This window comes from Streptomyces sp. NPDC048516 (genome assembly GCF_043199875.1).
Classification (GTDB): Bacteria; Actinomycetota; Actinomycetes; order Streptomycetales; family Streptomycetaceae; genus Streptomyces.
In genome coordinates this window covers 256,697-269,333 of record NZ_JBICWS010000002.1, presented here as the reverse complement: position 1 = coordinate 269,333, position 12,637 = coordinate 256,697, and the positions used below count along the sequence as shown (strand labels likewise).

The 12,637-nt window shown below is 71.6% G+C and carries 12 protein-coding genes; 6 read left to right on the top strand and 6 right to left on the bottom strand.

The genetic code is table 11. The annotated features are described in order from the left end of the window. Nucleotides 1-379: 379 nt before the first annotated feature. The gene (locus ACGFR7_RS05090; protein WP_393313109.1) at nucleotides 380-718 is read right to left on the bottom strand and encodes a hypothetical protein; all 339 of its coding nucleotides are present in this window, start codon (nucleotides 716-718) and stop codon (nucleotides 380-382) included. A gap of 109 nt (nucleotides 719-827) precedes the next feature. On the opposite strand from ACGFR7_RS05090, the gene ACGFR7_RS05085 reads away from it, so the two are divergent. Next, entirely contained in the window at nucleotides 828-1,256 is a 429-nt protein-coding gene (locus ACGFR7_RS05085) for a hypothetical protein (protein WP_393313106.1), read from the top strand. 198 nt (nucleotides 1,257-1,454) lie between these two features. Here the strand turns inward: ACGFR7_RS05085 and hutH are convergent, their stop codons facing one another. The 5 genes from hutH to ACGFR7_RS05060 form a co-directional block, all read right to left on the bottom strand. Beyond that, a complete protein-coding gene (gene hutH, locus ACGFR7_RS05080; protein WP_393313104.1) occupies nucleotides 1,455-2,999 on the bottom strand; it encodes a histidine ammonia-lyase in 1,545 nt (514 codons plus the stop codon). Between the two features lie 106 nt (nucleotides 3,000-3,105). After that, nucleotides 3,106-4,269, bottom strand: coding sequence for a diguanylate cyclase domain-containing protein (locus ACGFR7_RS05075; RefSeq protein WP_393314185.1), 1,164 nt, complete (start codon nucleotides 4,267-4,269; stop codon nucleotides 3,106-3,108). Between the two features lie 193 nt (nucleotides 4,270-4,462). Beyond that, nucleotides 4,463-5,284 carry an enoyl-CoA hydratase/isomerase family protein gene (locus ACGFR7_RS05070; RefSeq protein ID WP_393313101.1) on the bottom strand — a complete coding sequence of 274 codons (822 nt, stop codon included), beginning with the start codon at nucleotides 5,282-5,284 and terminating at the stop codon, nucleotides 4,463-4,465. 262 nt (nucleotides 5,285-5,546) lie between these two features. Continuing rightward, nucleotides 5,547-6,752, bottom strand: coding sequence for an adenylate/guanylate cyclase domain-containing protein (locus ACGFR7_RS05065; protein ID WP_393313099.1), 1,206 nt, complete (start codon nucleotides 6,750-6,752; stop codon nucleotides 5,547-5,549). Nucleotides 6,753-7,193: 441 nt separating this feature from the next. Further along, entirely contained in the window at nucleotides 7,194-8,096 is a 903-nt protein-coding gene (locus ACGFR7_RS05060; protein WP_393313096.1) for a biotin--[acetyl-CoA-carboxylase] ligase, read from the bottom strand. Between the two features lie 132 nt (nucleotides 8,097-8,228). On the opposite strand from ACGFR7_RS05060, the gene ACGFR7_RS05055 reads away from it, so the two are divergent. From ACGFR7_RS05055 to ACGFR7_RS05035, 5 genes are all read left to right on the top strand, one after another. Then, entirely contained in the window at nucleotides 8,229-9,818 is a 1,590-nt protein-coding gene (locus ACGFR7_RS05055; protein WP_393313093.1) for an acyl-CoA carboxylase subunit beta, read from the top strand. Between the two features lie 37 nt (nucleotides 9,819-9,855). Then, nucleotides 9,856-10,068, top strand: a complete 213-nt coding sequence (locus ACGFR7_RS05050; protein WP_393313091.1) for an acyl-CoA carboxylase epsilon subunit — start codon at nucleotides 9,856-9,858, stop codon at nucleotides 10,066-10,068. Nucleotides 10,069-10,198: 130 nt separating this feature from the next. After that, nucleotides 10,199-10,327, top strand: a complete 129-nt coding sequence (gene mmpB, locus ACGFR7_RS05045; RefSeq protein WP_393313088.1) for a morphogenic membrane protein MmpB — start codon at nucleotides 10,199-10,201, stop codon at nucleotides 10,325-10,327. 139 nt (nucleotides 10,328-10,466) lie between these two features. Further along, on the top strand, nucleotides 10,467-11,951 hold the full coding sequence (locus ACGFR7_RS05040; protein ID WP_393313085.1) for a peptidoglycan D,D-transpeptidase FtsI family protein: 1,485 nt from the start codon (nucleotides 10,467-10,469) through the stop codon (nucleotides 11,949-11,951). A gap of 44 nt (nucleotides 11,952-11,995) precedes the next feature. Next, nucleotides 11,996-12,610, top strand: a complete 615-nt coding sequence (locus tag ACGFR7_RS05035) for a nucleoside triphosphate pyrophosphatase (RefSeq protein ID WP_393313082.1) — start codon at nucleotides 11,996-11,998, stop codon at nucleotides 12,608-12,610. Nucleotides 12,611-12,637 lie beyond the last annotated feature (27 nt).

Below are 12,637 nucleotides of genomic sequence, written 5' to 3'. Positions count from 1 at the left end.
ACGCCTTTTCCGTTTCGCCCGTTCCATGCCTCCATGAAGTGTGGGGAAGGCCACTAATGCGCTTACATCGGTCACAGGGCACACACGGTCCGAAGTCGGACCTGCCGGACCTGCCGGACCTGCTGGACCTGCCGGACCACTGACCTGCCAGACCGCCGACCTACCGGCCCGCCGGACCACCGGCCTGCCGGACCACCGACCTGTCGGACCACCGGCCTGCCGGACTGCCGGACTGCCGGACTGCCGGACTGCCGACAGTCACGCCGGCCGCATCGACCGCATCGGCCACACCCTCCGCATCGGCCATGTCATGGGCCCCCGTACGGCGCACAGCCGTACGGGGGCCCTGGTGTTTCGGGCGGCGGGCGAGGTGGGGCGGTCAGCCGTCCCCGTCCGCGTCGTCCGCCAGATCCCACTCCGCCGCGTTCCACTCGGCGTCCGGGTCGTAGTCGGTCAGCTCCTCACTGCTCCACGAGGCCTGGGCCAGTTCGGTACCCGGCACCGAGGCGACGAGGTCGAACGGGTCGATCAGGTGGGCCAGCGCCTCCGCCGGATCCTCCTTGACCGTCTCCAGGGACTGTCTGCGCTCCTCGTCGGGCAGCGACGGGTCGCCGCTGATGCGATCGAGGGCCGCGCCGGTCAGCTGCGGGGCGTCGGCGACCTCCATGATCAGTTCCACATGAAGGCGCACAAAACGTGATGTCTCACCATTGCTCATAGCACGGAGGTTAGGCATGGACGGGTCCTGACTTCCCCGCGACCCGCGGCGGTCACTAACATCTGAGGTCAACGGCCAATTCGCCGAACCCACAAGGGGGATCGCTTCCGTGACCGCACGACGTCCACTGCTGACCGCCGCAGCCGCGGGATCGGTACTGTTCGCCCTGTGGTTCGTCCCCTCCGCCAATGCCAGCGCGGGGCATGACGGAGCGACAGATACCGGTCTACGGGCGGCATCCGCCGCGGCCGGTCCCGGCCTGGCCGACCGGCTGAGCGGCGGTACAGCGGGCCCCGGGAGTGGTTACACGACGACCAGCCCGCACCACAGCGGCACGGGCACCGGCACGGACACGGACACGGGCACAGAAACGGTCTCCGGTGCCGACAGCGGCTCCGCCGGCAGCCGGCCGCACCTCCTCGCCGACACCGGCAGCCCCGACACCACGCCGTACGTGATCGGTGGCGCCGCCTGTCTCGCGCTCGGGGCCGGGCTGGTCAGCTACTCCGTCCGCCGCACCCGCGACGACGCCGCCTGATCCACGGAGGTCCGGGGAGAACCCCTGGGGGCGGAGACCCGGGGGGATCCCCTAGGGACGACAGACCGGGGCGACACCCCTCAGGGGCGGAGACCCCGGGGGCGGAGTCCCGGGGGGCGGAGGCCCGGGGGCAGACACCCCTCAGGGGCGGCGCCCCCAGGATGACGCCCAAGGACAGCGGGCACCCCGCCCCCGTCGTTACGCCAACTCGCCCGTGACCGACTCCACCGCGGCCACCAGCTTCCCGGCCCGCACGAACGCATAGGCGCCTTCCAGATCCGGCGCCAGGAAACGGTCCTCGCCCGGCCCCTGGATGCCTGCCGCGCGCACCGCGTCGAGCACGGCGCGGGTGGCGGGGGCAGGCGTCAGCCCCTCGCGCATCTCGATGGCACGGGTCGCCGCGTAGAGCTCGACGGCGACGATCCGGGTCAGGTTGTCGACCGCGGTACGCAGCTTGCGCGCCGCCGACCAGCCCATCGAGACATGGTCCTCCTGCATGGCGGAGGACGGGATGGAGTCCACCGAGGCGGGCGCGGCCAGTCGCTTCAGCTCGCTGACCAGGGCGGCCTGGGTGTACTGGGCGATCATCAGCCCGGAGTCGACGCCCGGGTCCCCGGCCAGGAAGGCGGGCAGTCCGTGCGAGCGGTTCTTGTCCAGCAGCCGGTCCGTGCGGCGCTCGGCGATCGAGCCGAGGTCGGCGGCGGCGATGGCCAGGAAGTCCAGGACGTAGGCGACCGGGGCGCCGTGGAAGTTGCCGTTGGACTCGACCCGTCCGTCCGGCAGCACCACCGGGTTGTCCACGGCCGCGGCGAGCTCGCGGTCGGCGACCAGGCGGGCGTGGTCAAGGGTGTCCCGGCCGGCGCCGGCGACCTGCGGGGCGCAGCGGATGGAGTAGGCGTCCTGGACGCGCGGGGCGTCGTCCTGGTGGTGGCCGGTGAAGCCCGAGCCGGCCAGCACCTTGGACATGTTGCCCGCCGAGGCGGCCTGCCCGGGGTGCGGGCGGATGGCGTGCAGCTCGGGCGCGAGGACCTTGTCCGTGCCGAGCAGCGCCTCCAGGGAGAGGGCGGCGGTGATGTCCGCCGAGGTGAACAGCCGGGCGAGATCGGCGCAGGCCATCACGAGCATGCCGAGCATGCCGTCGGTGCCGTTGAGGAGGGCCAGGCCCTCCTTCTCGCGCAGTTCGACGGGCTCGATGCCGTGCGCGGCCAGCAGCTCGCCGGCCGGCCGGACGGCGCCGTCGGGGCCCTCCGCATCACCCTCGCCCATCAGCGTCAGCGCACAGTGCGACAGCGGCGCCAGGTCGCCGGAGCAGCCGAGCGAGCCGTATTCGTGCACGACGGGCGTGATGCCGGCGTTGAGTATGGCGGCCATGGTCTCGACGACGAGCGGGCGGACGCCGGTGCGCCCGGAGGCGAGCGTCTTCAGCCGCAGGAACATCAGCGCGCGGACGACCTCACGCTCGACCCGCGGGCCCATGCCGGCCGCGTGCGAGCGCACGATGTTCCGCTGGAGCTGCACGCGCAGCTCGGGGCTGATGTGCCGTACGGCGAGGGCCCCGAAGCCCGTGGAGACGCCGTAGACGGGGTCGGGCTTGGCGGCGAGTTCGTCGATGAAGGCGCGGGAGGTGGCGACGGCCGCAAGGGCCTCCTCGGACAGCTCGATCCGGGCCGCGCCGCGGGCCACCGCGATGACGTCCTGTGCGGTCGTGCCGGACGTTCCCAGCACCACAGTGTGCATATCCATATTCAGGCACCCTAGAGACTGAATCGCCGGATGTCACCACCGGGTTTTGGGATCACCCCTTACGGGGCGTAGGCAAGGAACCCGGGTCTGCGCAAGGAAGTGGCACTCACCTCCGGAAGCGGCGGCGCTCCGGCCCCGACCGCCGGTCCGGAGCGTCCGCGAGCCGGACGACGGGGTCGTCCTTGCCGCCGTGCCGCCCGGCGACCACCGGCTCACCCGACCGTGCCGCCTTGGCCTTGTACTGTGCGGCGTCCGCGAGCCGGAAGAGCCGGCGGGCGCTGCGCACCTGCCCGATCGGATCGCCGGTCGAGGCGACTCCGACCGCCACCCCTTCACCGAGATCCAACTCCCCCGCCCGGTCGCACAGTTCACCGGCCACCTTGACCACCTCGTCGGCCGGCGGGCCCACCGCGAGCAGACAGAACTCATCGCCGCCGAGCCGGGCGGCCAGCATGCCCGGCAGCATCGCCCCGCACAGGGACAGCACCGAGCCGAAGCGCTCCAGCAGGCGGTCCCCGACCGCATGGCCGCGCGAGTCGTTCACCCGCTTCAGCCCGTTGAGGTCACACACCACCAGGCTGACCACCACCTCGTCCCTGCGGTGCAGCTCCAGCGCCTCGTCCAGCCGCATATCGACGGCACGACGGTTGGCGAGGCCGGTCAGTGAGTCCGTGAAGGCCAGCCTGCGGACCTCCGCCAGCCGCTCGGTCTGGGAGATCCCGGCGGCCGTCACCGCGGCGAGCACACTCGCGAAGTCGGCGTCCGGCCGGCCGAAGACCGGCTCGCCCGTCCGCCGCGCGACATACAACTCGCCCCACGCCCTGCCGTGCAGCACGATCGGCGCGACCACGCAGCAGCCCCGGCCGCGGCGGCGCAGTGCGGCCACCCGCTGCGGGTTGGCGCCGCCGCCCCCACCCCCGGCCTCGCCTCTGCCCCCGCCTCCGTCCCCGCCCCGCCACTGTGCCGCGGCCGCGGACACCGGACCGTCGTGCGGCTCCTCGGCGGTCTCCACCCAGGCGCTGGGCTCGCCGCCGCCCGCCCACTGCTCGTGCAGGAAGCCGACGATCTCGGGGAATTCGTGGACGGGGTAGCTCTCGTCGTCCGGGAACTCCTCCTCGTCGGCGGCGAGTTCGCCGACGTTGACCAACACCCGCAGCTTGCCCAGCTCGCGCTCCCACTTCGAGATCGCCGCGAAGGATCCCCCCAGGGCCTGGCGCACTCCCTGCGCCGCTGCGTGCGCCGAGTCGCGCGGTGTATGCGCGGCCGCCATCGCCTGCGCCAGCTCCACCACGGCCCGCAGCCTCGCATCGCCCTCGCCCGTCACCGGATCCTCGCATTCCGTCACCGTGAGCACGCTCCGTTATTACAGCGTAGGAATGTTTAACCCCTTTCGCCCCTTTCCGTAGGTGATTGACACCTAGGCGTTATTCGCGTCGCTATCGGTGCTAAGGGGCGCTCCCCGGTCACTCCCCGGGCCACTCCGGTTCACGCTTCTCGTTGAAGGCCGCCACGCCCTCCGCCCGGTCCCCGGAGAAGGCCACACTGCGCCAGGCGCCGTCCTCCAGTTCCAGGCCGGCCCGCAGGTCCAGCCCGTGCCCGAGGCGCATGGCGCGTTTGGCGGCACGCAGCCCGACGGGCGAGTGACGGGCGATCGTGGACGCCAGCTCCAGCGCCCCGGCCCGGTCCTGCCCGTCCGCCACCAGCCGGTCGACCAGGCCCAGCTCCGCGGCCTCGGCCGCCCGCACCCGCCGCGCGGTGAAGACCAGCTCGGCGGCCCGCGCCGCGCCCACCCGGCGCGGCAGCAGCTGGGTGCCCCCGCCCCCGGGGATGACGCCCACCGACACCTCCGGCAGCCCCACCTCCGCCGTACCGTCCGCGACGATCAGATCGCAGGCGAGCGCCAGCTCGAAGCCGCCGCCGAGCGCAAAACCGTGCACCGCCGCGATAGTGGGCATCGGCAGTTCCAGTACGCCGGTGTACGCGGCGCGGGTGTGCGGACGCTGGCGCATCAGGTCCGCGTCCGTGAAGGAGTTGCGCTCCTTGAGGTCCGCGCCCACGCAGAACGCCCGCTCGTGGGTGGAGCTGAGGACCACCGCCCGTACCGAGCGGTCCGCGGCCAGCTCGGCGCAGGCCTGCGCCAGACTGTCGGCCATGGCCGTCGAGACGGCGTTCATGGCCTTCGGGCGGTCCATGATCAGCTCCGCCACGTGGCCGTGGTGGCCGTGGCGCTCGACGGCCACCCAGCCGTCCGCGCCGAATTGTTGCCGTTGCCCCTGCCGTTCCATGCAACCCTCCCTGTTAACGGGCGTTGACCTGACGTGGGGATCATGCCAGGCGGGCGGCCGGGGGGACAGGGACGGCAGGGACGGGACGGCTGGGACCGGACGGCAGCGTGGGGCGTGGGGCGACGGCTCGGGCGCGGGCGGCGGTCCGCAGTCCGCAGGCGAGGCGGCGGTCCGCAATCCGCAGGCGAGGCGGCATCCGCAGCCCCCGGGCGAGGCGGCAGGTCCGCGGGACCAGGTCCGGGCCCGGGCCCGGGCCTGAGGATCAGTCGCCGGTGCCCTGACCGGTACGGCGGCTCAGCAGCCAGGGCTCGACCACGCCCAGGCCTCGCACCGGGCGCTGCCACATCGGCTGGAGGGCGAAGCGGTACGACGGCGGAGGGGCGCCGGTGCCCTCCGCGGCCGCCTTCTCCGCGGCCGCGGCGTCGGCCTCGGAGACCGGCGCGTCACCGATACGGCCCAATTCCTCGGCGAACGCCTCGTCCACCAGCACGGTGTCCTTCGGCGCTATCGAGGTGAGGCGGCTGGCGAGGTTGACCGTCGTCCCGAAGACATCGCCCATCCGGGTCGTGACCGTGCCGAAGGCGATGCCGACCCGCAGCTCCGGCATCGTCTCGTCATTGGTCATCGTCTCGATCAGCCGCAGCCCGATCTCGGCGGCGATACCCGCGTCGTCGGCGGAGAAAAGGACCTCGTCGCCGAGGGTCTTGATGAGCCGCCCGCCGTGCGCGGCCACCAGGTCGGAGCAGGTCGTCTCGAACGCCTCCACCAGCTCGCCCAGCTCCTCTTCCTCCAGGCGGCGGGTCAGACGGGTGAAACCGACCAGGTCGGCGAAGCCGACGGCGAGCCGGCGGTCGACCATCTCCGCGTCGTCCTGGGCCCGGACGACGCGGCCGGTGGCGGCGGCGAGCTGGCGGCGCCAGACGTAGACCAGGAACTCCTCCAGCTCGGGGAGCAGCAGCTCGACCAGCGGGTAGGTGATCTCCGTCCGGGTCAGGCCGGAGTCCTGCGGCTCGGTCAGGCCCTCCAGGAAGGAGTCGATCTGCCAGTCGGCGAGACGGGCGGTGGTCTGGCCCGTGGAGCGGGCGACCTGTACGGCCATGGCCTCGCTCAGCAGGCCGGCCTCGACGAGGCCGGCGAGCCGGCGCAGGGCCAGCACATCGGCCTCGGTGAGGGCCTTGACCTGGCCGATGTCGGCGAAACCCATGGCCCGCCAGAAGCGGGCCGCGAGGTCCATGGAGACGCCGGCGGCGCGGGCCGCCTGGAACGGTGTGTAGCGGCGGTCGGCGCCGAGGATGAGATGTTCGAGGCGGACGGCGATGTTGTTCTCGTCACCGTTGGCGGTGGTCTCGCCCCTGCCGGTGACGGTGTCGCCCCAGCCGCGTGCGGGATCGTCGACGGGGACGTCGCGCACGGCGTCGTCCTCGGTGTCCATGTCGCGCGGGGTGGCGCCCGAGTCGTCGGCGGTCACCGGCCGCTCCCTGTCCGATCCCTGCGCACTGCCCTTCCGATCACTGCTCGCCGGTGGTCCGCTCCCTGGCGGACCGCCTCAACGATACGGCAGGTGTGCTCTGGCTCACTCTCACATGTTGGCTATGGACAAGGAAGTGGTGGGGGTGGGTCGGCGCGGCGAAGGGTGTGGTTCGGTGTGCTTCAGTGCTGTTCAGCGGGTGGTGGGGGCCGCCGTTGCGCATGCCCGCCGTGGGTGGGGGCCGGAGGGGACGCCCGGTACCCCTCCCCCAGCCTTCGGCCGGGAGGTGCCCCCACGGCGGGCGGCCCGGGTACGTGGCATGAATCGGCCCGGCGTTCGCTCCGGTCCCGCGGGCGGGGCACCGGACATCCCCGACAACGGCGGCCGCCCCGGTGGCCGTCACGGAGGCGGAGGCCGGCGGCCGCCCCGCCCTCCCGTCCGCTACGCCTCCGTTGCCGGGCGCAGATGGACGATGTCACCGGCGCCCACCGGCTGCTGTACGCCGTTCGCGGTGGCCAGTACCAGGCGGCCGTCGGCGTCGATGGCCACGGCCTCGCCGGTGATGTCGGTGTCGCCGGGGAGCTCGGCGCGTACGGAGCGGCCGAGGGTGGCGCAGCCTGTGGCGTAGGCCTCGTGGAGGCCGCTGGCGGCGGGGTCGCCGTCGGCGGACTGCCACTGGGTGTACCAGTGCTCCAGGGAGCGGAGTACGGCGCGCAGCAGCGGGTCGCGGTCGGTGGTGCCGGCGCCTGCCAGGGCCAGTGAGCCCGCGGCGGGCACCGGGAGTTCGGCGGCGGTGAGGGAGACGTTGAGGCCGATGCCGATGACGACGCCGGGGCCGGCGCGTTCGGCGAGGATGCCGCCCACCTTGCGTTCCGTGAGGGTTCCTCCGGGGCGCAGGGCGTCGGAGTCCTCGGAAGTTACCAGCAGGTCGTTGGGCCATTTGAGGGCCGTGTCGACGCCGGCCGTCCGGGAGAGGGCGGCGGCGGTGGCGACTCCGGTGAGCAGCGGGAGCCAGCCCCAGCGCGCCACGGGGACCCGGGGGATGAGGTAGACGGAGAGGAAGAGGCCCGAGCGCGGGGGCGCCGACCAGGTGCGGTCGAGGCGGCCGCGGCCGGCCGACTGTTCCTCGGCGATGAGGATGGCGCCCTCTGCCTCCCCTTGTGCCGCGCGGGCCGCCAGGTCGGTGTTGGTGGAGCCGGTGGCGGAGACGACGTCCAGCGCGGTCCAGAGCGAGTCGGGCCGTACCAGGGCGCGGCGCAGCGCCGTGGCATTCAGCGGAGGGCGGCCCAGATCGCTCCAGCGACCGGCATCTTTGTCCCGGTTTTCCGGTGGTTGAGACGTCATGGGACCAGCCTAGGTGTGGTCAACGACGCAGTGCCGCTGAGCAGTCCCGCCGATACGCTACGGATCGGTAGCCAAATCCCGTACCACCCTCAGTACGAGCACCAGTCCAGGACGAGCAGGAGCCGCATCCCGATGTCCGAGCCGGAAGCAAACATCCACACCACCGCGGGCAAACTGGCGGACCTGCAGCGGCGGGTCGAAGAGGCCACGCATGCCGGTTCCGCCCGTGCGGTGGAAAAGCAGCACGCGAAGGGGAAGTTGACGGCGCGTGAGCGCATCGATCTGCTGCTGGACGAGGGCTCGTTCGTCGAGCTGGACGAGTTCGCGCGGCACCGGTCGACCAATTTCGGGCTGGATCAGACCCGCCCCTACGGCGACGGAGTGGTGTCCGGCTACGGCACGGTCGACGGCCGCCCGGTGGCCGTCTTCTCCCAGGACTTCACGGTCTTCGGCGGGGCGCTGGGCGAGGTCTTCGGCGAGAAGATCGTCAAGGTGATGGACTTCGCGCTCAAGACCGGCTGCCCGGTCATCGGCATCAACGACTCCGGCGGCGCGCGCATCCAGGAAGGCGTGGCCTCGCTGGGCATGTACGGCGAGATTTTCCGCCGCAACACCCATGCCTCCGGTGTGATCCCGCAGATCAGCCTGATCGTCGGACCGTGTGCGGGCGGCGCCGTCTACTCCCCCGCCATCACCGACTTCACGGTCATGGTGGACCAGACCTCACACATGTTCATCACCGGTCCGGACGTCATCAAGACGGTGACCGGTGAGGACGTCGGCTTCGAGGAGCTGGGCGGCGCCCGCACGCACAACACCACCTCCGGCGTGGCGCACCACATGGCGGGTGACGAGAAGGACGCCATCGAGTACGTCAAGGGCCTGCTGTCCTACCTGCCGTCCAACAACCTCTCCGAGGCGCCGGCCTTCCCGGAGGAGGCGGACCTGGAGACCTCGGACACCGACCGCGAGCTGGACGTCCTGATCCCGGATTCGGCCAATCAGCCGTACGACATGCATGTCGCGATCGAGCATGTCCTGGACGACAACGAGTTCCTGGAGACCCAGGCGCTGTTCGCGCCGAACATCCTGACCGGCTTCGGGCGGGTCGAGGGCCATGCGGTCGGCGTGGTCGCCAACCAGCCGATGCAGTTCGCGGGCATCCTGGACATCAAGGCCTCGGAGAAGGCCGCGCGGTTCGTGCGGACCTGCGACGCGTTCAACGTCCCGGTGATCACCTTCGTGGACGTGCCCGGCTTCCTGCCCGGCACCGACCAGGAGTGGGACGGGATCATCCGGCGCGGCGCCAAGCTGATCTACGCGTACGCGGAGGCGACGGTCCCGCTGATCACGGTCATCACGCGTAAGGCGTTCGGTGGCGCGTATGACGTCATGGGCTCCAAGCACCTGGGCGCGGACCTCAACCTGGCCTGGCCGACCGCGCAGATCGCCGTCATGGGCGCCCAGGGTGCGGTCAACATCCTGCACCGCCGCACGCTGGCCTCGATCGAGGACCAGGGCGCGCAGGACGAGCGGCGCCAGGAGCTGATCCAGGAGTACGAGGACGCCCTGCTCAACCCGTACGTCGCGGCCGAGCGCGGCTACATCGACGCGGTGATCATGCCGTCAGAGACGCGCCGGCACATCGTCCGCGGGCTGCGCACGCTGCGCAACAAGCGCGAGGCGCTGCCGCCGAAGAAGCACGGCAACATTCCGCTCTGACCGGCACAAGCAGAACCAGCGAAGGAGGGCCGTTTCGATGATCAGGGTCGTACGGGGCAATCCCACACCCGAGGAGCTGGCCGCCGCACTGGCGGTGGTGCAGGTCCGCGCGGCGGCTGCCGCTTCCGCCGCGCCCGAGGGCTCCGATCGCGGCACCGAGTGGTCCGACCCCGCGTCCACGGTTCCGGCGCGGGCGCGGATGCCGCACCCGGGCCCCCGGGCCTGGCGGACGAGCTACTGGCCGCACTGACCGGCTGACCGGTGTGCGATAACCGGCCGCGTCAGGTCGGTGCATGGTGCATTGACTAGTCCCTCACACCCGTGGCGCCTGAGTACGCGTACTCAGGCGCCACGGGCACATCGGGGCCCAGGATCGGTACATGCTGTGGTCAGATCCGCCCGATGAGCCGCCTGAGGAGCTGCGTGACGTGCAGGCCAAGCTCCGCAGGATGGGCATCGTGCTGGCCGTGGTCGCGGTGGTGCTGATGGTCCTGCTCTCGGGGAGGTAGCCGTTCCCGTCCGCGGGGAGGTAACCCTCACAGTTCCCGCTCGCAACCATCACCACTGAAATGGCCTCTTTCTCTCTCGACAGTTCAATTCGGGCGGCCGGCCGCGGGGCGGCGGCGTCCGGCCGGGAGTGGGAGAGCGATGAACAGGCCGCTGAGGCATATAGCCGTCTTCTGCGGGGTGCTGGTGCTGGCCCTGCTGGGCCGCGCGACATGGGTCCAGTTCGTCCAGGGCGACGAACTCGCCAACGATCCCCACAACCGGCGCGTCAAGATCGAGGCGTTCTCCTACCCGCGCGGCAACATCATCGTCGGCGGCAAGCCGGTCACCGGCTCGGTGGCGACCTCCGGTGACTTCAAGTACAAGCGGACGTACAAGGACGGCCCGATGTACGCGCCGGTCACCGGGTTCGCCTCGCAGGCGCAGGGCACGACCTTCCTGGAGGGCATCTACAACAAGGTGCTCAGCGGCAAGGACGACCGGCTCGCCTTCAACCGCGCCCAGGACATCCTGACCGGCAAGAAGCCGCGCGGCGGCGATGTCGTCACCACCATCGACCCCAAGGCACAGAAGGCCGCGTACAAGGGGCTGACCGACCTCAACGCCAAGGGGGCGGTGGTCGCCCTCGACCCGCGCGACGGCCGGGTCCTCGCGCTCGCCTCCACTCCCTCCTACGACCCGTCGGTGTTCGCCGGCATCTCCAACGCCGAGAGCCGGAAGTTCAAGGCGATGGACACCGACAAGACCAAGCCGCTGAGCAACCGGGCGCTGCGCGAGACCTACGCGCCCGGCTCCACCTTCAAGATCCTCACCGCGGCGGCGGCCCTGGAGAACGGCGTGGTGTCGGACATCGACGCCCCGTCGAACGCGCCCGCGCCGTACCAGCTCCCGCAGAGCACGACGAAGATCGGCAACGATGTCCTGGGCGCGCCCTGCGACAAGGCCTCGCTGAAGACGGGCATGCAGTGGTCGTGCAACAACGTCTTCCTCGACACCGCGCTGAAGGTCGGCAAGGACAAGATGCGCGAGACCGCGGAGAAGTTCGGCTTCAACTCCGACGTCTACGACAAGGAGCTCGGGGACCTGCTGGCCAGCAAGAGCCTCTACCCGGACAAGCTCGACAAGCCGCAGACCGCGCTGACCGGTATGGGCCAGGGCAGCCTCACCAGCACCCCGATGCAGATGGCGATGGTGGCCGCCGGGCTCGCCAATGACGGCAAGGTGATGATGCCGCACCTCGTCGACGAGCTGCGCGGCCCCGACCTGTCGACGATCGAGAAGATCAAGCCGAAGCTGAAGTCCCAGGCCGTCTCCGCCGACACCGCGAAGAAGGTGCAGCAGATGATGGAGTACACGGTCAACGAGGGCACCGCCTCGAAGGCCAAGATCGACGGCGTGACGGTCGGCGGCAAGACCGGCACCGCCCAGCACGGCGCGAACGTCAACGACGAGCGCCCCTACGCCTGGTTCGTCTCCTACGCCAAGCAGAGCGACGGCTCCTCCCCGGTCGCGGTCGCCGTCTTCGTCGACCCCAAGGACATGGACATTCCCCGGTCGGAGATCGCCGGCGGCAAGCTGGGCGGGCCGATCGCGAAGTCCGTGATGGAGGCGGTGCTGAACAAGTAGTCCGGGCGCCCCGGCGGCGCCCGCGGCTCCGTACGATGGCGGACATGACCGAAGAGCCCCGCCCCCGCCGTCTCGTCCTCGCCTCCCAGTCCCCCGCCCGGCTGGCCCTGCTGCACCAGGCCGGGCTGGCGCCCGAGGTCATCGTCAGCGGCGTCGACGAGGATGCGCTCACCGCCGCCACGCCCGGTGAGCTGGCCCGCGTCCTGGCCGAGGCCAAGGCCACCGCCGTCGCGGCCCGCCCGGAGGCCGCCGGCGCGCTGGTCGTCGGCTGCGACTCGGTCCTGGAGCTGGACGGGCGGGCGCTCGGCAAGCCCGCCGATGCCGAGGACGCCACCGCCCGCTGGAAGTCCATGCGCGGCCGCTCCGGCATCCTGCAGACCGGGCACTGCGTCATCGACACGGCGGCGGACGGCCGTCAGGTCTCCGCCACCGCCTCGACCACGGTCCGCTTCGGCGAGCCCACCGACGCCGAGATCGCCGCCTACGTCGAGAGCGGCGAGCCGCTGTTCGTCGCGGGCGCCTTCACCCTCGACGGCCGCTCCGCCCCGTTCATCGACGGCATCGACGGCGACCCCGGCAATGTCATCGGCCTCTCCCTGCCGCTGCTGCGCCGCCTGCTGGCCGGCCTGGACGTGGCGATCACGGATCTGTGGACCTGAGCGGCGCTCCTCGGCTCCGGGGCGGGC